This is a genomic window from Lysobacter sp. FW306-1B-D06B (assembly GCF_038446665.1).
Taxonomy (GTDB): Bacteria; Pseudomonadota; Gammaproteobacteria; order Xanthomonadales; family Xanthomonadaceae; genus Lysobacter_J.
Genome location: NZ_CP151802.1, coordinates 3,715,464 through 3,734,317, shown reverse-complemented (window position 1 = coordinate 3,734,317; position 18,854 = coordinate 3,715,464). Strand labels below are relative to the sequence as shown.

At 66.8% G+C, this 18,854-nt stretch carries 20 protein-coding genes and 1 tRNA gene; 11 read left to right on the top strand and 10 right to left on the bottom strand.

All coding sequences use genetic code 11. From position 1 onward, the window contains the following. Positions 1–301 precede the first annotated feature (301 nt). From rpmI to AAFF32_RS17290, 7 genes are all read left to right on the top strand, one after another. The gene (rpmI, locus tag AAFF32_RS17320; protein ID WP_027083463.1) at positions 302–499 is read left to right on the top strand and encodes a 50S ribosomal protein L35; all 198 of its coding nucleotides are present in this window, start codon (positions 302–304) and stop codon (positions 497–499) included. Between the two features lie 13 nt (positions 500–512). Continuing rightward, positions 513–872 (top strand): 50S ribosomal protein L20, encoded by a 360-nt coding sequence (gene rplT, locus AAFF32_RS17315; RefSeq protein WP_216962979.1) that lies wholly within the window; start codon positions 513–515, stop codon positions 870–872. A gap of 175 nt (positions 873–1,047) precedes the next feature. Next, on the top strand, positions 1,048–2,040 hold the full coding sequence (pheS, locus tag AAFF32_RS17310) for a phenylalanine--tRNA ligase subunit alpha (protein ID WP_342315862.1): 993 nt from the start codon (positions 1,048–1,050) through the stop codon (positions 2,038–2,040). 108 nt (positions 2,041–2,148) lie between these two features. Continuing rightward, positions 2,149–4,536 (top strand): phenylalanine--tRNA ligase subunit beta, encoded by a 2,388-nt coding sequence (gene pheT, locus AAFF32_RS17305; protein WP_342315861.1) that lies wholly within the window; start codon positions 2,149–2,151, stop codon positions 4,534–4,536. Between the two features lie 16 nt (positions 4,537–4,552). Continuing rightward, positions 4,553–4,855, top strand: coding sequence for an integration host factor subunit alpha (ihfA, locus tag AAFF32_RS17300; RefSeq protein ID WP_115842431.1), 303 nt, complete (start codon positions 4,553–4,555; stop codon positions 4,853–4,855). Next, a complete protein-coding gene (locus tag AAFF32_RS17295) occupies positions 4,848–5,204 on the top strand; it encodes a MerR family transcriptional regulator (RefSeq protein WP_115842430.1) in 357 nt (118 codons plus the stop codon). The genes ihfA and AAFF32_RS17295 overlap by 8 nt, the downstream gene beginning before the upstream one ends. 94 nt (positions 5,205–5,298) lie before the next feature. Further along, a tRNA-Pro gene (locus AAFF32_RS17290) sits at positions 5,299–5,375 on the top strand. A gap of 110 nt (positions 5,376–5,485) precedes the next feature. Here the strand turns inward: AAFF32_RS17290 and AAFF32_RS17285 are convergent. The 4 genes from AAFF32_RS17285 to AAFF32_RS17270 form a co-directional block, all read right to left on the bottom strand. Continuing rightward, positions 5,486–5,806, bottom strand: coding sequence for a hypothetical protein (locus AAFF32_RS17285; protein ID WP_342315860.1), 321 nt, complete (start codon positions 5,804–5,806; stop codon positions 5,486–5,488). A 205-nt stretch (positions 5,807–6,011) separates the two neighbouring features. Continuing rightward, entirely contained in the window at positions 6,012–6,452 is a 441-nt protein-coding gene (locus AAFF32_RS17280) for a DUF1801 domain-containing protein (RefSeq protein WP_216964247.1), read from the bottom strand. 44 nt (positions 6,453–6,496) lie between these two features. Further along, on the bottom strand, positions 6,497–7,069 hold the full coding sequence (locus AAFF32_RS17275) for a DUF1801 domain-containing protein (protein ID WP_342315859.1): 573 nt from the start codon (positions 7,067–7,069) through the stop codon (positions 6,497–6,499). A gap of 87 nt (positions 7,070–7,156) precedes the next feature. Then, positions 7,157–7,342, bottom strand: a complete 186-nt coding sequence (locus AAFF32_RS17270; RefSeq protein WP_216962964.1) for a hypothetical protein — start codon at positions 7,340–7,342, stop codon at positions 7,157–7,159. A 198-nt stretch (positions 7,343–7,540) separates the two neighbouring features. Between AAFF32_RS17270 and AAFF32_RS17265 the strand changes: the two genes are divergently transcribed. Beyond that, the gene (locus tag AAFF32_RS17265; protein WP_216962961.1) at positions 7,541–8,014 is read left to right on the top strand and encodes a cupin domain-containing protein; all 474 of its coding nucleotides are present in this window, start codon (positions 7,541–7,543) and stop codon (positions 8,012–8,014) included. Positions 8,015–8,098: 84 nt separating this feature from the next. Continuing rightward, positions 8,099–9,178, top strand: coding sequence for a TraB/GumN family protein (locus AAFF32_RS17260; RefSeq protein WP_342315858.1), 1,080 nt, complete (start codon positions 8,099–8,101; stop codon positions 9,176–9,178). A gap of 193 nt (positions 9,179–9,371) precedes the next feature. Here AAFF32_RS17260 and dxs read toward each other — a convergent pair whose 3' ends face one another. The 6 genes from dxs to AAFF32_RS17230 all read right to left on the bottom strand — a co-directional run bounded on the left by dxs (position 9,372) and on the right by AAFF32_RS17230 (position 15,994). Beyond that, positions 9,372–11,279: a 1-deoxy-D-xylulose-5-phosphate synthase gene (dxs, locus tag AAFF32_RS17255; RefSeq protein ID WP_342315857.1), complete on the bottom strand. Its 1,908-nt coding sequence runs from the start codon at positions 11,277–11,279 to the stop codon at positions 9,372–9,374. Positions 11,280–11,381: 102 nt separating this feature from the next. Beyond that, complete coding sequence (locus AAFF32_RS17250; protein ID WP_342315856.1) at positions 11,382–12,479, bottom strand: hypothetical protein; 1,098 nt, start codon at positions 12,477–12,479, stop codon at positions 11,382–11,384. A gap of 162 nt (positions 12,480–12,641) precedes the next feature. Continuing rightward, positions 12,642–13,304, bottom strand: coding sequence for an HNH endonuclease (locus AAFF32_RS17245; RefSeq protein WP_216962949.1), 663 nt, complete (start codon positions 13,302–13,304; stop codon positions 12,642–12,644). 80 nt (positions 13,305–13,384) lie between these two features. Further along, the gene (locus AAFF32_RS17240) at positions 13,385–15,169 is read right to left on the bottom strand and encodes an acyl-CoA dehydrogenase C-terminal domain-containing protein (protein ID WP_342315855.1); all 1,785 of its coding nucleotides are present in this window, start codon (positions 15,167–15,169) and stop codon (positions 13,385–13,387) included. A 49-nt stretch (positions 15,170–15,218) separates the two neighbouring features. Then, a complete protein-coding gene (locus AAFF32_RS17235) occupies positions 15,219–15,695 on the bottom strand; it encodes an LEA type 2 family protein (RefSeq protein ID WP_216964239.1) in 477 nt (158 codons plus the stop codon). A gap of 116 nt (positions 15,696–15,811) precedes the next feature. Continuing rightward, a complete protein-coding gene (locus AAFF32_RS17230; RefSeq protein WP_216962943.1) occupies positions 15,812–15,994 on the bottom strand; it encodes a hypothetical protein in 183 nt (60 codons plus the stop codon). A 312-nt stretch (positions 15,995–16,306) separates the two neighbouring features. Between AAFF32_RS17230 and AAFF32_RS17225 the strand changes: the two genes are divergently transcribed. Together AAFF32_RS17225 and AAFF32_RS17220 are read left to right on the top strand one after the other, a co-directional pair. Continuing rightward, on the top strand, positions 16,307–17,803 hold the full coding sequence (locus tag AAFF32_RS17225) for an ATP-binding protein (RefSeq protein WP_216962941.1): 1,497 nt from the start codon (positions 16,307–16,309) through the stop codon (positions 17,801–17,803). 82 nt (positions 17,804–17,885) lie between these two features. Beyond that, positions 17,886–18,839, top strand: a complete 954-nt coding sequence (locus AAFF32_RS17220; protein ID WP_342315854.1) for an OmpA family protein — start codon at positions 17,886–17,888, stop codon at positions 18,837–18,839. The last annotated feature ends 15 nt before the right edge of the window (positions 18,840–18,854 follow it).

Sequence of the window (18,854 nt, the reverse complement as noted above, 5' to 3'; positions counted from 1 at the left end):
GCGCCGCGAGGCGCCTTTTGCTTTCCGGAGCTCTGGCCTTGGCCGTGGACCCGGGGCGGGCGGCGAGGCCCTCCGGAGGCCGCAGAGGCGCCAAACCCGCTGATTTTCAACGAAAAGATTGCAACCCGGCCGCCAGGCACGCATAATGTGCGGCCCGGTTCGCCGGGTTTGTTGTTTGCTGCATCACGGACCTGTCGTGATTCCTTGAGGATCAACGACTTACAAGCCGGCAGGGCAGGACGGAAAGAGTGGCTACGCCACCGCCCAGGCCAGTGACCAAACCATCCGAAAGGACATCGCAATGCCCAAGATCAAGACCAATCGGGCGGCAGCCAAGCGCTTCCGGAAGACCGCTTCCGGCAAGTACAAGTGCGGCCATGCCAACAAGAGCCACATCCTCACCAAGAAGGCGACCAAGCGGAAGCGCAACCTGCGGCAGACGAACCATGTTCGTGCCGAGGACGCGGGCCGTCTGGACCGCATGCTTCCGTATCTCTGAGGAGGATTGAACAATGGCACGAGTTAAGCGTGGTGTTACGGCGCGCCGCCGTCACAAGAAAATCCTGAAGCAGGCCAAGGGCTACTATCACGCCCGTCGCAAGGTCTTCCGCGTCGCCAAGCAGGCGGTGACGAAGGCCCTGCAGTACGCCTACATCGGTCGTAAGCAGAAGAAGCGTCATTTCCGTTCGCTGTGGATCACGCGTATCAACGCGGCGGCCCGCATCAACGGCATGAGCTACAGCCGTTTCATCAACGGCCTGATGAAGGCCGGCATCACCCTCGACCGTAAGGTGCTGGCGGACATCGCCGTGCACGACGCGCAGGGTTTTGCGGCGCTGGCAGAGAAGGCGAAGAGCGCGCTCGCGGCGTAAGTTGCTCGCTCCACCACGCCGGCCGAAGGTCGGCGACGGTTGGATGCACAACGCAATACACGCATGGGGAAGGGCGCAAGTCCTTCCCCATGTTTCGTTTTGGAGTTTGGTTTCCTGCGGTCGTGCGCTTCCGTGAAGAGGACGACGGCCGTGCGGAGCGGAGGTTCGGGGGCGTATGAGTATCGAATCACTGACGCAGCAGGCACTGGCGGACATCGCCGCCGCGGACACGCCGGACGCGATCGAAGCCCTGCGCGTGTCGCTGCTGGGCAAGAACGGCAGCGTGACCGCGCAGCTCAAGCAGCTCGGCGCCCTGCCGCCGGAACAGCGCAAGACCGCCGGCGAAGCGATCAACAAGGCGCGCGACGAGCTGACCGCCGCGCTGGGCGAGCGCCGCACCGTGCTGGACGAATCCGTCCTCAACGCACGCCTGGCCTCGGAAAGCATCGACGTCACGCTGCCGGGCATCGACGCCGGGCGCGGTGGCCTGCACCCCGTCAGCCGCACGATGGAACGCATCGCCGACATTTTCGGCCGCCTCGGTTTCGAGCTCAGTACGGGGCCTGAAATCGAGGACGACTGGCACAACTTCGAAGCGCTGAACTTCCCGCCGCACCACCCGGCGCGCGCGATGCACGACACGTTCTACTTCGGCGACGGTCGCCTGCTGCGCACGCACACCTCCGGCGTGCAGGTGCGCTACATGCAGGACCACCCGCCGCCGCTGCGCATGATCGCGCTGGGCAAGGTGTACCGCAGCGACAGCGATCAGACGCACACGCCGATGTTCCACCAGTGCGAAGGCCTGCTCGTCGATGAGCACGCCAGCTTCGCCGACCTCAAGGGCACGCTGGCCGAATTCGTGCGCGCGTTCTTCGAGCGCGATTTCGAAATGCGTTTCCGTCCGAGCTACTTCCCCTTCACCGAGCCTTCGGCCGAAGTGGACATTGCCTGGCAGCAGCCGGACGGCTCCACGCGCTGGCTGGAAGTGCTCGGCTGCGGCATGGTGCATCCGAACGTGCTGCGCAACGTCGGCATCGATCCGGAGAAGTACACCGGCTATGCCTTCGGCCTGGGCGTCGAGCGCTTCGCGATGCTGCGGTACGGCGTTGACGACCTGCGCAGCTTTTTCGATAACGACGTGCGGTTCCTTCGGCAATTTGCCTGACGAGCGGGATTCGGCATTCGAGATTCGGGATTCGATAAGAGCCCGCTCCGATTCCCGCCCCGTGCTGTTGCGAATCCCCACTTCCGAATCCCGAATCCCGGCATTCAAATGAAATTCTCCGAAAACTGGCTGCGCCACCACGTTCCGACCACCGCTACGCGTGACGAACTCGCCGCGACGCTGACCGCGATCGGCCTGGAGGTGGAAGAGGTCACGCCGCTGGGCGAGTCGCTCGACGGCGTCGTCGTGGCGCGCATCGTCAGCGCGAGCAAGCACCCCGAAGCCGACCGCCTGCAGGTGTGCGAAGTCGACACCGGCAACGGCACGGTGCAGATCGTCTGCGGCGCGCCCAACGCGCGCGCGGGACTGATCGCGCCGCTGGCGACCGTGGGCGCGAACCTGCCCGGCGGCATCGCCATCAAGGCGGCCAAGCTGCGCGGCGTGGAGTCGTTCGGCATGCTTTGCTCGGCCAAGGAACTGGGCGTGGATCCGGATGCGTCGGGTCTGCTCGAACTGCCGGGCGATGCGCCGGTCGGAACGCCGCTGGCGCAGTACCTGTCGCTGCCGGATGCGAGCATCGAGATCAAGCTGACGCCCAATCGCGCCGACTGCTTCAGCGTGCGCGGCATCGCCTACGACGTGGCTGCTTCGCTGTCCGGCGAAGTGCGGGCGCTCGACGCCGCACCGGTGCCCGCGCAGAGCGACGCGACCATCGCGATCCGGCTCGACGCCGGTCCGCGCGTGCCGCGTTTTGCCGGCCGCGTGATCGATGGCGTCAACGCGAACGTGCCCACGCCCGTGTGGATGGCCGAGCGCCTGCGCCGCAGCGGCGTGCGCCCGATCAGTTTCCTTGTCGACGTCACGCAGTACGTGATGCTCGAACTCGGCCAGCCGATGCACGCCTTCGACAAAGACACGCTGGAAGGCGAGGTCGTCGTGCGCGCTGCGCGCTCGGGCGAAGAACTCAAGTTGCTCGACGGCCGCACGGTGGCGCTGGACGAGGAGTTCCTCGTCGTCTCCGACAGCAAGGGCGGGCAGGGCGCACGCGCGGTCGCGCTGGGCGGCATCATGGGCGGCTTCGACACGCGCGTGACCGATGCCACGCGCAACGTGTTCCTGGAAGCCGCGCACTGGATCCCGGCGGCCATCATCGGCCGCAGCCGCAAGCTAGGCCTGCACACCGACGCGGGTCATCGCTTCGAGCGCGGCGTCGATCCGGAGTTGCCGCGCATTGCCGTTGAGTACGCGACGAAGTTGATCGTCGACATCGCCGGCGGCGTGCCGGGCCCGACGCTGGACGTCACGCTCGCGCAGCACCTGCACGCGCCGCAGCCGATCGTGCTGCGCCGCGCGCGCCTGGCGCGCGTGTTGGGACTGACGGTTGCCGACAGCGAAGTCGAGCGCATCCTGCGCGCACTCGGCCTGGCGGTGGAAAACATGGCCGACGGCTGGCGCGTGGTGCCGCCGAGCCGCCGCTTCGATCTGGAGATCGAAGAGGACCTGATCGAGGAAATCGCCCGCATCCACGGCTACGACGCGATCCCGACGACGTTGCCGGCCGGCGCCGCGCGCCTGGTCGCGCCCAGCGAAACGCGCGTGGAGGAGGCGACGGTGCGTCGCCAGCTCGCCTCGCGTGATTATCTGGAAGCGGTGAACTACGCCTTCGTCGACGGCGACCTGCTGGCCAAGTGGGGCCTGACCGACGGCAGCGTGCCGCTGGCCAATCCGCTGAGCGGCGAACTGGGCGTGATGCGCACCGGCTTGCTGCCGGGGCTGGTCGCCGCGCTGGCGCGCAACGCCGCGCGCCAGCAGCCGCGCGTGCGCCTGTTCGAGCTGGGCAACGTGTTCCGCGCCAATGCCGGCGACGCACCGATCGAGACGCCGCGAATCGCAGGTGTCGCCTGCGGCGAGGCCGGTGCCGAGCAGTGGGGCGTAGCGGGTCGCGCGGTCGGTTTCCACGACCTCAAGGGCGACCTGGACAGTCTGGCTGCACTCTCCGGCGCGAAGCTCGAATACCGCGCCTCGCAGCCCGCCTGGGCGCACCCGGGCCGTTCGGCCGATGTGTACCGTGACGGCGAGCGCCTGGGCTGGATCGGCCAGCTGCATCCCCGCCTGCAACGCGGGTTGGAGCTGGATGTCGACGTGGTCGCCTTCGAGCTGGACCTGGCTCCCCTGTTCAGCCGCGCAGTGCCGCGTGCGACCCCGCTTTCGAAGTATCCGTCCGTCCGTCGGGACCTCGCGTTCGTCGTCCCGGAAAACGTGGAATGGGCCTCCATCGAGCGGGCGCTGCGTGCCGCCGCGGGCCCGTCCCTGCGCGATCTGGTGCTGTTTGACCGCTACCAGGGCAAGGGGGTTGAACCGGGTTTCAAAAGTCTTGCTATGGGCTTGATTCTGCAGGATGAATCACGCACCCTGACTGACCGTGACGTCGACACCGTAGTGGCTTCGGTGGCCGGCGCGCTGCAGCGGGAGTACGGGGCAACGATCCGCGGCTGAGGTTGAGGACGCAACGATGGCATTGACCAAGGCCGAGATGGCCGAACGCCTGTTCGACGAAGTCGGACTGAACAAGCGAGAGGCGAAGGAGTTCGTTGACGCGTTCTTCGACGCGCTGCGCGAGGCGTTGGAGCACGGCCGTCAGGTGAAGCTGTCCGGTTTCGGCAACTTCGACCTGCGCCGCAAGAACCAGCGCCCGGGCCGCAACCCGAAGACCGGCGAGGAGATCCCGATCTCCGCCCGCACCGTGGTGACCTTCCGCCCCGGCCAGAAACTGAAGGAACGCGTCGAAGCCTATTCCGGAGCCGAGCATGCTTGATCCCGGCAGCAATCGAGAACTCCCGCCGATCCCGGCCAAGCGCTACTTCACCATCGGTGAGGTCAGCGAGCTGTGCGACGTCAAGCCGCACGTGCTGCGCTATTGGGAGACGGAGTTCCCGATGCTCAACCCGGTCAAACGCCGCGGCAACCGCCGCTACTACCAGCGCCACGAGGTGCTTATGGTGCGCCAGATCCGCGGCCTGCTGTACGAGCAGGGCTACACCATCGGCGGCGCGCGCCTGCGCCTGGAAGGCGAGACAGCGAAGGACGAGTCCGCGCTGAGTTCGCAGATCATCCGCCAGGTGCGGATGGAGCTGGAAGAAGTCCTGCAGCTGCTGCGGCGCTGAACCCGCCGCCGCGAGGAAAACGCCGCGGTGGCCGTGGCCGCTGTTCAACCGTTATACTTGCCGCCCGCTCGCAAGGGCGGCACAAGCAACACGTCGGGGCGTAGCGCAGCCTGGTAGCGCATCTGCCTGGGGGGCAGAGGGTCGTCGGTTCAAATCCGGCCGTCCCGACCAATTGTTGCAGTCAAACTTCTCTCCGCGGTCTGCGGAGCAGTCTGGAAATTCCTTCCGCATCACCCGCTGTAGGGTTGTTGCGCGCCTGCCTCCAGGCGTCTGCACCGTGCTCACTCATAAGTCTGCGTGGCGATCCATGCCGGTTGACCGTTGCCATTGGCCCGGACGTAGCCGTCGTAGTACGCGAGCAGAGCCGACTTCAACGATGGGGCGGGCTGCAGGTGCAAGGTGTAGTGGGTGGGGGCCGGGCTCTTCGGACACTGTGTGCGGATGTCCTTCGGTACCTCATGGGTGGGAATCTCGATGGCGGTCGGCGCGCACGTCGGTGACATGACACTGCCGACGAATGTGATGTGGCCGCCGGAGGCGTGCGCGCTCGCCATCATCGCCGTGCATGCCACGGCGAGAATCGCAATGTAGGTCCGCTTCATGTCCTGTCCCTGCGCGTGTGTGCGCCTTGGATTGGATCGCCGCCCTGTGTCGGGCGGCGAGGACAGGCCTGGCCGGAGAAGTCCGGGGAAAGCAGGTCCGTCAGGGCACAGGATCGCGGGACAGCTCCTGTCAGAACATCAGAGCAATCTGAATTTTTCTTATTGCGAATCGGCGGGGCGGCCCAGCCGGCGGTTCGGTCGGCACCTACTTCGCAGCTTTCGCGGTGCTCTTCGCTTTCGCCTTGCCGGAAGCATTCAACGCCACAGCTGCCTTGATCAGCGCCTTCAGCGCCGCCTCGTCGATCTCATCATCCTCGTGGATGTCGATGGCGCGTCGCGTGTTGCCGTCCAGGCTGGAGTTGAACAGGCCTGCGGGATCGTCGAGCGATGCGCCCTTGGCGAAGGTCATCTTCACGTAGTTCTTGTACGTCTCGCCGGTGCAGATGATGCCGGCGTGCGACCACACGGGAACGCCGCGCCACTTCCATTCCTCGACCACTTCGGGATCCGCCTGGCGGATGAGCTTGCGCACGCGTGCGAGCGTCTTGCCGCGCCAGTCGTCCAACTCGTTGATCCTGGCGTCGATGAGCTGCGATGCATCGCCTTCGCCGTGCGCGTCCTTCGCGGTGCCGTTGGTCTTCTTCATGGTCGTGGCCTTCGTCATGGAGGTGTTGTGATCCTTCGTCCGTGTCACGTCCGTTCGCCGGGAAGCTTGCTGGCCTGCTTTACCCACGCGACGAATTGCGTCTCGTCGATCGCGTCGTCTTCGTGGATGTCGAGGTAGCGCACGCGCGGCATCTTCGACTTGCCGGGCGGAACCGGGCGCAGCGCAGCGCCGTTGAAGAACGACACTTTGATGTAGCGCGTGAAGCAGTGGACGCCGAGGAACCAGGTGCCCTCGGTGACGCCGTAGAGCGGCGAGTTCCACTTCACTGCCTTGTGCAGGCCGGGAACGGCTTCTTCGATGAGGGCGTCGAGGCGACGCCAGGCTGCGCTCTTCCACCCCGGCATCGCCGCGATGTACGCCTGCACGGGAGCATCACCGAACCCCTTGGGGATCTGCGGATTGCCGCCGGAGAGCAGGGGGACGGCGTCTGCGGACGTCGTGGCATCACGCTTCGTCGAACGCGCCGTTTTTTTGGTAGGACTTTTCGCAACCTTGCGAGCAGAGGGAGTGGCGGCCTTGCGCGGCAATGTGGCTTTCGCTGCGGTCTTCTTCGTCGCGGCTTTCACCGGCTTCCTGGGCGTCGTTTTGCCGGGCATGCGGGCTCGTCCTCTCGAGCGCGGGCGGCATCATGCCGGCGCGCCATCCTGGTCCTTGGGGCGGTGCGCGGGCGAGGATAGCACCGCTCAGGAAATCACCGGCGCCTCTCTCGCGGCGACGACGCTTTCCCGAGTTGGTTCGCCGGCCATCGATCCAATCACAAAGGGTGCACTGCAGGCGTAGCCATTCAGGATGCCGTCGCGGTTGACGACATCGAAGCCAACGGTGACATGGTCCTGGATCAGCACGTTTCGTTCGGCCGACTTCTCCATCTTCCACCCCTCATGCACATGAGCTGCGGAATCTGTGGCAAGTGGGGTTAGGAACCGGTGAAGTCACCCAAATGGATGCGGCCGGCGCGTCTGGAGCTCAGACAGGGTGGCGCGTCGCGGGTGAGGCTGAACGATCCGGCGATACGGCAGATTCGTGCATCGCATGAACCTCCCCGCGCACGGCGTTACGATCCGCCGATGGACCCGACCGCCGACCGTCTCATCGCGCAACTGCACCTGGCGCCGCACCCCGAAGGCGGCCACTACCGGCGTGTCTACGAGTCGGCCGTGACGGTGGAGCACGCGGGTCACCGCCGCCCCGCGCTCACCGCGATCCAGTTCCTGCTGTCGCAAGGCGAGGTCAGTCGCTGGCACCGTGTCGATGCCGACGAGACCTGGCACTGGCAGGACGGCGGTGCCCTGGAACTGCAGGAGTTCGACGTGGAAAGCGGTCGACTCGATACGATGCGCCTGGACAGCGCGGCGCGCGGTGGGCCGGCGATGCATGTGGTGCGGGCGGGGCGCTGGCAATCCGCGCGTCCGTTGTCCGCGTACACGTTGGTTGCGTGCACCGTGGCGCCGGGGTTCGTGTGGGACGGGTTCGCATTGCTTGAGCCGGGCGGCAATGTCGAAGCTGCGTTGCGACGTGCCGGCGCGCGGGGCCTGGACTGAACGGGAACGAGCGCCGCGCGACGCGGTCCTATTCATCCCGTGCGACGCGGCATGCGTCGCGCCATGTTTCTACAGGGAGTGCAGATGCGTCACCGGGTCGCGATGCTGCTGTCGGGAATGTTCATTACCTTCGCCGGAACGGCCGCTGCGCAAGGCGCGCCGGCATTTCCAGCCGAACCGCCGATACGGGATCTCGCGCCGCTCGTGGTCAGCGGCATCCAGCCCGGGCCGGGTCTGTGGAAGGTGCGACGTGGCGAGAACACGCTGTGGATCCTCGGCACGGTTTCGCCGTTGCCGCGTCGCATGGAATGGGAATCGCGCGATGTCGAGAAGGTGATCGCGCAGTCGCAGGAGGTGATCGAAGGCCCGGGCGTGCGTATTGATGCGGACCTCGGGTTCTTCGGCAAGTTGGCGCTGGCGCCGAAGGCGTTCGGTGCGCGCAAGAATCCCGATGGGCAGACCTTGCAGCAGGTGGTGCCGCCGGAAATGTACGCGCGATGGCTCGTCCTCAAGGACAAGTACATCGGCGATGACCGTTCGGTGGAGTTCTATCGCCCGATCCTGGCGGCGATGGAGCTGTACAACGAAGCGATAGAGGACATCGGTCTGCGGCAGGGTGGCGTGGTGTGGCCCGTCGTGAAAAAACTGGCGAAGCGCCATGACGTACCGCGCACCGAAACCATGGTGACGGTGATGATCCAGGACCCGAAGGCGGCGCTGAACGAGTTCCGCAGCTCGAAGCTGGAGGACCTGGACTGTTTCGCCAAGACGCTGCAGCGGTTGGAGTCCGACCTGGGCACGATGCGCGAGCGCGCCAATGCATGGGCGGTGGGCGATCTGGAAGCGCTGAGGGCGCTGCCCTACACCGATCAGAACGAAGCCTGCCTGCGTGCGGCCGCGCAGTCCGGCGTGCTGCGCAAGCGCACGAGCGACATCGAAGGGCAGGTGGCAGCGCGCTGGATCGGCGTGGCGGAAGCGGCGCTGGCGAAGAACCGGGTGACGTTCGCGGTGTTGCCGATGCGGGAGTTGCTCAAGCCCGATGGCTATGTCGCGAAGTTGCGGGCGAAGGGGTATGCGGTGGAGGGGCCGTCGGCTGCGGCGCCGGTAGAGGCGTCAGACGTGAAGTCAGAGAAGGCGCCAGAACGAACACCGGCGGGCCGGTAGCCGCGCCACGTCCGTGCCGTCATGCCCATATGCCGTCATCCCCGCGAAGGCGGGGTTCCAAGGCGCAGAGGTGTCACGCGCGACGTAGGGTGAGGCGACGGACAGTTGGATTCCCGCCTTCGCGGGAATGACAGCATGGCGGGGCTGACGAACTTCGCGAGGTAACGGCGCTCCCGCGTCGTCCGCACACAATTTACCCCGCGGCGCTCACCGCGATGCTCGCGCGCCCCAGCTCCGGCCAGCGCTTGAGTACCGCGTCGCGAATGCCCGCCACATCCAGCCCCGATTCGGACAGCAGCTGCTCGCGGCTGGCGTGGTGCTGGAACTCGTCGGGCAAGCCCAGATGCAGGATCGGCAGCACGATGTTTTCAGAGGCGAGCAGTTCCGCCACGCCCGATCCCGCGCCACCGGCGACCACGTTGTCCTCGATCGTGACGAAGCCCTCATGGCTGCGCGCGAGTTCGAGGAGGAGCGCGCGATCCAGCGGCTTCACGAAACGCATGTTGACGACGGTGAGGCCCAGCTCCGCACCGACGGCTTCCGCCGCCGGCGTGACCGCGCCGAAGGCGAGCAACGCGATCTTCGAGCCACTGCGACGCACTTCGGCCTTGCCGATGGGCAACGTGTCGAGCGTGGACTGCACCGCAACGCCCGGGCCCGTGCCACGCGGATAACGCACGGCGGCGGGGCCAACATGGTGGTAGCCGGTGCTCAGCATCTGCCGGCATTCGTTCTCGTCGGCCGGCGCCATCACGACCATGTTCGGCACGCAGCGCAGGTAGCTCAGGTCGAGGTTGCCCGCGTGCGTAGCGCCGTCGGGGCCGACCACGCCGCCGCGGTCGATGGCGAACAGCACGTCGAGGTGTTGGATCGCCACGTCGTGCACGAGCTGGTCGTAGCCGCGCTGCAGGAACGTCGAATAGATCGCGACGACGGGCTTTGCGCCTTCGCACGCCATGCCCGCCGCCAGCGTCACGGCGTGTTGCTCGGCGATGGCGACGTCGAAGTAGCGCTGCGGGTATTCCTTGCTGAAGCGCACCAGGCCGGAGCCTTCGCGCATCGCCGGGGTGATGCCCAGCAGCTTCGGTTCGACGGCCGCCATGTCGCACAGCCACTCGCCGAAGACGTCGGTGTAGGTGGGCTTCTTCGCGCCGGGCTTGCTCACCAGGCCCTTCTCGGGATCGAACGGCCCGACGGCGTGGTAGCCGATCTGGTCGCCCTCGGCGAGCTCGTAGCCCTTGCCCTTGGTGGTGATGATGTGGAGCAGCTGCGGGCCCTTGAGGGTCTTGAGCGTCTTCAGCGCCGACAGCAACGCGGGCAGGTCGTGGCCGTCGATCGGGCCGGTGTAATGGAAGCCCATTTCCTCGAACAGCGTGGACGGCACGAACATGCCCTTCCAGTGCTCTTCCCAGCGCTTGACGAACTTCGCCGCCGGCTTGTTCTTGTCGCCCAGCAGGCGCTTGCCGCCTTCGCGGATCGCGTTGAGCGTGCGGCTGCCGGTGAGGCGCCCGAGCATCTGCGTCAGGCCGCCGACGTTCTCGGAAATCGACATCTGGTTGTCGTTGAGGATCACCAGCAGGTTCGGCTCGGGATCCATGCCGCCGCCGTGGTTCAGCGCCTCGAACGCCATGCCGGCGGTCATCGCGCCGTCGCCGATCACGGCCACGACCTTGCGGTCGTCGCCCATCTGCTGCAACGCGATCGCCATGCCCAGCGCGGCGGAGATCGACGTGGACGAATGGCCCACGCCGAAGGTGTCGTATTCGCTTTCCTCGCGCTTGGGGAACGGCGCGACGCCGTCCTTCTGCTTGACCGTGTGGATGATGTCGCGACGGCCGGTGAGGATCTTGTGCGGGTAGGTCTGGTGGCCCACGTCCCACACCAGGCGGTCCACCGGCGTTTCGAACAGCCAGTGCAGGGCGACGGTGAGTTCGATCACGCCCAGACCCGCGCCGAAGTGGCCGCCGACGAGGGCGACCTGCTCGATCAGGTAGGCGCGCAGCTCCTCGGCGATCGCGGACAGTTCCTCTTCGGGGAACTGGCGCAGGTCGGCGGGAACCTGGATACGGGACAGGCGCGGATAACGTTGCGGGTCGATCATCACGCCATTGTCCCGCCGTCGTCGGGGGCGGGCAAGGATCGCGCCCCGCGTGTCGTCGACACCCTGTTCAGATGGCGGCGCAATGAGCGCCGCTGTGTCGGCTCAGCGGCCGCGCAATCGTCCGAACAGGCCGCTTCCGGCCTTGCCCGGGTCGACGGGCTCGGGTTCGCGCTCGGGTTCGGCGAAACCGGTGGCAAGGTTGGCATTGATGAAATCGGCCACTTCGGCCGGCGTCACGCCGCTGGCTTCGGCGATTTCCGACACCAGCGCCGGGCCCTTCATCATCACCGTGGCGATGCGGAAGTGCTTGGGGTACTCGCGTTCGGTCTGCGGCCACTTGACCATCAGGTAGCGGCGGCTGGCGTCGTGTTCGCCGGCCAGCGTGCCCTTGCCGGCGAGGAGGCTGCCGAACCACACCAGGCGCGAGAGCGGCATCGGCGCGCCCAGTCGCGCGCTTTCGCTGGCGAAGGTCGCTGCGTCCACGGGTACGAACTCGATGGATTCCAGGCGTCCTTCGAACAGGCGTGCCAACGGCTTCAGCGCGGCAGGGCCGTGATAGACGCGCTGGTCGAGATCGAGCAGCAGGCCTTCCTCGGCACCTCGCACGCGCACGCGGCCCTTGAGGCGATCGTTGGCGATCCAGTCGAGCAGGGTGCCTTCGGCGATCGACGGTGCGACTTCACGCGCGGGCTCGACGGCCACCGGGGCCGCCTCGACCGGTGCCGGCGGCGCAACGGGTTGCTGCGCTGCAACCGGTGCTGGCGCGGGCGTCGGGACGGGCGCGGGTGTGGGTGCGGGCGTCGGCGCAGGCACCGGAGGTGCAGGTGCAGCCGCGACAGGCGCCGGTGCCGCCGGCTTGGGTTCGGCCGCCACCGGGGCTTCGATCGTGATGCCGGCTTGCGAGGCGATGTCGCGCAGCAGGTTGCCGACACTGTTGGCATCGAACGGCTGGCCCAGCCGGTAATCGGCCTGCGTGCGCTGCGCAGCGGTCAGCGCGACCACGTTCTTGCCCGCTGCATGCAGGCGCAGCCAGCTCATCGGGCCGTACATGCTGTCCATGTCGACGATGACGTAGTCGGCATCGGCGTCGGGGACCAGCTGCCAGGCGCGGCCAAGACGGTCGTTCGCGGACTGGAAGGCCGCCTGCAGAGCGGACTCCGTCGTCGGGTCCATGCCGGTCAGGCCGAGGGTCAGGCGCATCGAGAATCCGTCGTATTTTTGCAATGGATGGCGAGTGTTGCGGACGCCCTCTCGGTCGTCAACGCGCGCAGAGCGTCGCATCTGAGCGTTTTAGGTCAGGCAGTAGGCGCGCGAGAAGCGGGATTCGGCAAAACCGCGATACGCGTCACGTCCCTGCCGCATTCACGCTTGCACGCGCGCGTTCTTCGGCAACTGGCTGCGCAGGAACGCCATCTGGTCGGCGAGGATGTTGCGGTTGGACAGGATCAGGTGCTCGACCCAGCTCGGCCGGTAAGGCACGGCCAGCAGCGGCATGCCGGCCTGCTGCGGCGTGCGGTTGCCCTTGCGCGAGTTGCAGTGGAAGCAGGCCGCGACCACGTTCTCCCAGATGTCGCGACCGCCCTTGGATACGGGCATGACGTGGTCGCGCGTGAGATGCGGCCGGCTGAAGTCGTGGCCGCAGTACAGGCACAGGTAACCGTCGCGTGCGAACAACGCGGCATTGGTCAGGGCAGGGGTGGGGTCGAGCGCGTGCGTCCGTGCATGGCTGCGCGCAGCCACGATGGGATGCAGTTCGATCACGCTCTGCTCGCCGGTGTGCCGGCTGATGCCGCCGTGCACCTGCAAACACGGATCGCCCAGTGTCCAGGCGACTGCACCGCGCACGTAGAGGCAGGTCGCGTCCTGCCAGCTCATCCAGTCGAGTACGCGCCCGTGCGCGTCCAGTGATAGCAGTCGAACCGAATTGAGACGGTCGATCGCGCCGCGCGGGGCGAAGGAGGGGTGGGCCGGATCCAGATCGGTTCCGGTTCGGACCAGGCGTAGCTTCGCTCTATCGGTCTCCATCGGGACACCAGCTTATACGCCATTGTTTACGTTTTGTGTACTTCAGGCCCGCGGACCATGCGATCCGCGGGCTGTGCGGGTCATGCCGCTTCGATGGGAAGCTCGGGCAGACCGGCCACGCCACTCTCCATGGCCGCTGCATGCGCGAGCGTGCGCGGCAGGATGCGGGCGAAGTAGAAGCGCGCCGTCGCGCGCTTGTCGGCCTTGAACACCTGCGGATGCGACGAGCCTTCCGCCGCGACCACCGCGCGGGCCCACCAGTAGGCGAGGACGACGTAGCCGGAATACATCAGGTAGTCGTAGGACGCAGCGCCGATCTCGTCCGGGTTCTCGCACGCGCGATCCGTCGCCGTCTGCGTGAGTTGCTGCCACTGCGCCGTCTTTTCGCGCAGCGGGTCGATGAACTCCGCCAGTGCGCCATCGTTCGCATGCTCTTCGCAGAAGGCCGTCACCTGCGCCAGGAAACCCTTCAGGCCCACGCCCTGCATCTGCAGGATCTTGCGGCCGAGCAGGTCGAGGGCCTGGATGCCGGTCGTGCCCTCATAAAGCGTGGTGATGCGGGCATCGCGCGCGAGCTGTTCCATGCCGTGCTCGGCGATGTAGCCGTGGCCGCCGAAGCACTGCAACGCGTGATAGGTGCACTCCACGCCCCATTCGGTCAGGCACGCCTTGACGATCGGCGTGAGGAAGCCGGCGATGGCGTCAGCCTGCTTGCGTTCGCCCGCGTCGGCGGCGTGTTCGGCAATGTCGCCCTGCAGCGCCGCGTCGTAGCCCATCAGGCGGCCGCCTTCGATCAGCGCTTTGCAGGTCAACAGCATGCGGCGCACGTCGGGGTGCACGATGATCGGATCGGCCGGCTTGTCGGGCCGCTTGGCGCCCGACAGCGCGCGCATCTGCAGGCGCTCGCGCGAATAGCGAAGCGCATTCTGCAACGCACGCTCGGACAGTCCCAGTCCCTGCAGGCCGACGCCCAGGCGCGCGGAGTTCATCATGGTGAACATCGCCATCAGGCCCTTGTGCGGCTCGCCCACCAGCCAGCCCTGCGCGCCGTCGAAGTTCATCACGCAGGTCGCCGAGCCGTGGATGCCCATCTTGTGTTCCAGGCTGCCGCAGCGCACCTCGTTGCGCGCGCCGGTGGCGCCGTCACGGCCGACGCGTTCGCGCGGCACCAGGAACAGCGAGATGCCTCGGCTGCCGGCCGGTGCGTCGGGCAGTCGCGCCAGCACCAGGTGCACGATGTTGTCGGTGAAGTCGTGCTCGCCGGCGGTGATGAAGATCTTGGTGCCCGTGACCGAATAGCTGCCGTCGCCGTTGGGCTCGGCGCGCGTCTTGAGCAGGCCCAGGTCGCTGCCGCAGTGCGGCTCGGTCAGGCACATCGTGCCGGTCCAGCGGCCGTCGACGAGCGGCTTGAGGAACACCTCCTGCTGCCAGGCCTCGCCGTGATGCAGCAGCGCTTCGACGGCGCCGTGCGAAAGCAGTGGGAAGTTGCCCCACGCCAGGTTCGCGGCGTCGATCATTTCCTTCAGCGGCACGCCGACGAGCTGCGGCAAGCCCTGTCCGCCGAACTCGGCCGGCGAGGTCAGCCCCGCCCAGCCACCCTCGACGAACTGCGCATAGGCCTGCTTGAAACCCGCCGGCGTGGTCACGCGCCCCGTCGCCTGGTCGAGCGTGCAGCCCTCGCGATCACCCACCGGATTGAGCGGCGCGAGCACGGTCTCGGTGAAGCGCCCGGCCTCGTCGAGCACGGCATCGAGCACGTCGCGCGTGGCATCGGTGAAACCCAGGCGCTGGAACTGCCCTTCGGCGCCCAGGACGTCGAAGAGGGCGAAACGGATGTCGTCGAGAGGTGCCTTGTAGCTGCTCATGGAAAGTCCGGGCAGACGCGCGTTGCGCGGTCGTGAATGAAGAGGTGGGTCAGCGCAGCACGCCGGGCAGGCCGGGCGCGGGGCTGAGCATGTTGTTGTTGCGGTCGATGTCGAAGCTGCGCAGCTTGCCCTCGTCGGGCGTGGCGTCGATGCGGCCGTTGAGGGAGTAGGCGAGGCTGCGACCCGACGCCAGCGCATCGGCGGCGGCGAGCTTGCCGGCGGCGTCGGGCATGACGGTCACGGTGATGACATCGGCCGATTCCGGGCCGATGGTCAGGTTGGGCTGCGCGCGCAGGCGGCCGGCTTCGTCATCGGCGATCTTGACCGCCAGGTCGACGGTTTCGAACCGCATCGGGATGCTGCTGAAGTTCTCGATGCGCAGTTCAGCCGACCAGCTGCCATCGGCGCGGACGGTAAGTTGCTGGATGCGGGCGGAAGGCTCCGACACCCGTCGCACCGGCCCGCTGGAACACCCCGCCATCAGCAGCGCGACCAGCGCCAGGGCCGTCCAACGTGTCCAGTGCATCGCCTTCATGCCGCCGCTCCGTCTGATGGGACGGCGAGCATACTACGGCGCACGGTGCGCCCAGCAGCTAACTCCGGCGGGCGCTAGGGGATGTAGGGAAATGCCGCGCGGGCGGGTCAGGTTGCCGCGGCTGGCGCCACGACCTGCGCGATCAGCGCCAGCGCTGCCACGGCGCTCCAGACGAACAGATGCCGCAACGCGGCGCGGCGCGCACGCTTGCGGCGGAAGTCGACTGGACGGCTGCCGGCCGGCGATGCGTAGGGGGTTCGCGGGGAGGCGTCGGCGTGAGTCGTTGCCACCGTTGGAACCCTCCCGGAAATGCCCGTGAACGCCTGACCCAGAAGAAAAAGCGCCCCGGCCCAGCTGGCTCACCTGCTCACGGTGACGGCCTTATCCATTGCTGAGCAGCATCCTTGCTTGCGCATGGCCGGGCTGCCGGGGCGGTGCTCAGGATCTGCCTTTTCGGGATGGGTCTTCCATCGGGTAATCGCGCTTGCTGGGGTAGGAAATTTCCTACGTTGGCTCTTCGGAGCGCGCGCTGTCGTTGGCCGACGTGCAGATGAGGCCCCGTTGTCTGCCTAGGGTTCGGCGCATACGGGGGCAGGCCGGTCATGTCATGGGTGCAGGTCGTCTGGCCCATGCTGGCATCGGCCAGCCTGACGTTGGGTCTGATCCATGCACTGATCTGGGCGCGCCAGCGTTCGATGCCGCAGCACCTGGCATTCGCGGTGGCCGCCATCTCGCTGGCCATCCTCTGCCTGCTGGAGCTGCAGGCCATCCACGCGCGGACTCCGTCGGAACTGGCGGGCCTGCTGCGATGGATGCACGTGCCGATCGCGGCGTTGGTCGTGTCGCTGGTGACCTTCGTCCACCTGTCGTTCGGGCCGAAGTACCTTGCCTTGGCGATCGCGGCGGTTGCGCTGCGCATGGCCGCGCTGGCGTTGAACTTCACGACCGGCGCGAACCTGAACTTCGCGTCGATCGCCGCGGTGGGGCGGGTCGAATGGGCGGGTGGCGTGGTCGTCTCATACCCGATCGGATCGCCCAACCCCTGGGTACTGGTCGCGCAGGCCGGCAATCTCCTGCTGGCCCTCTATGTATTCCTGGTCCTTACCTCGGCGCTGCGTTCCGGCAGCGCCGCGGAGCGACGCCACGCCATCATCATCTGCGGTGGCTGGCTGCTCTTCATCGGTCTGATGATGACGGCGGCGATCCTGATGACGCTCAACGCCATCAAGACGCCCTTCATCGGCAGCGCCAGCTTCCTGTTCGTGATCGTCGCGATGAGCTATCAGCTCACGACGAACCTGTTCGAGTCGAACCGTCTGGCCGTCGAGTTGCGCAACAGCGAACTGGTCCGCCTGAAGAGCATCGCCGAACTCGCGCAGCGTCGCGAGGAGGTCGCTCATCTGTCCCGCGTGACGATGCTGGGCGAATTGTCCGGCTCGCTCGCGCACGAACTCAACCAGCCGCTGGCCGCCATCCTCAGCAATGCGCAGGCCGCGCAGCGCATGCTGCAACGCAATCCCGAGGGCCTGACCGAAGTCCGCGAAGTGCTCGGCGACATCGTGGCCGATGACCGCCGTGCCGGAGAAATCATCCGACGCCTGCGCTCGCTGCTGCGCAAGGAACCGGAGAGCCGGGCGGACATCGATGTGAACGATGTGCTTCGCGAGAGCCTGCGCCTGATGGACCACGACCTGCGAAGTCGCGGCATCACCGTGATCACGGACCTGGCCGTGGCGCTGCCGCCGGTGACCGCGGATCGCGTGCAGATCGAGCAGGTGGTGCTGAACCTGATCTTCAACGCGTGCGACGCCCTGCTCGCCGCCGAATCAAGGCGCATGACGATCCGTTCGCAAGTCACCGACGGATGGGTGAGGGTAACGGTGTCGGATGAAGGCCCGGGAATACCGGAGGCGGATCTGGAACGCATCTTCGAGCCGTTCCAGACCACCAAACTGAACGGCCTCGGCCTGGGCCTGGCCATCTGCCGCACGATTGCCGCCTCGCATCTGGGCCGGCTATGGGCGCAGAACAATGCGCCGGCACGCGGCGTGGGGTTTCATTTCGACCTTCCGGTGAGCAGTGCCAGGCGACGGCCGTGATCTCGATCGCGCGTGTCGCCGTCCATCGTCACGGCGCTCGTATGGCGATCAACGGTCTGTGTACGGCACGGATCTTGGCGAAGTGAAGCGTTCCGCGGCGCGAAACCGGGATTGGGCCAAGGGCCAATGGCGGGCGGAAATCCGCGGGCCTAGATTCGACCCGCCAATCCGGACGGATCCCCGTGCGATGCATGCACGCATGGCCGCGCACACGCAGGTCCGCACGCCACGGTCCGCGATCCAGCGGCCCATCCATATCGAGATCATCGCCATGAACGCATCGCCGAAGCATTTCGCGCTTGTCAGCGTATTGGTCTTGTCGAGTCTGTCGACGGCGTTCGCGGCCGATGGTGACAAGAGCAAGATCAAGGGCCTCATTACCGCTGTGCAGGGCAGCACGATCACCGTCAAGGACCAGAACAACGTCGAGCAGACGATCACCGTCGCGCCGGACACGCGCTACAAGCGGACCAAGGGCCTGACCGGTGTCATTCACGAGAAGGCCGAGCAGAGCGCGCTGATCCCCGGGCTTCCGATCACCGCCGACGTCGTGGCCGCAGGCAGCGGATTCAACGCGACCGAGATTTCGTTCAAGTCCGAAGACATGCGCACCGCGCAGCAGGTCCAGGCCGGCCTTGCGCCGACGACGGCGCGCATGGACGATTTCGGAACCTATGAGGCACTGGACACGGTGGAAGTGCTGTTCGACTCCGGCAGCGCGTCCATTTCCTCCAAGGGCAAGTCCGACCTCGATGCCCTCGCCGCGAAGGCGAAGGACACGAAGAACTACCAGGTCGTCTTGCAGGGCTTCACCGATTCCACCGGCAATGCCGCGGCGAATCAGCGACTGAGCTCGCGGCGCGCCGATGCGGTGTCCAACTATCTCCAGCAGAACGCAGGGTTGGCGCCCGGACGCGTGCGCGCCGGCGATGGCATGGGCGTGGCGAGCGACGCCGGTGCCGGTAGCAATGCCAGCGCGAGAAAGGTGGTCGTGAAGCTGGTCGTCGACAAGGGCGTGCAGGCCGGCGCCAAGTAATCCGGCCGGCACGAC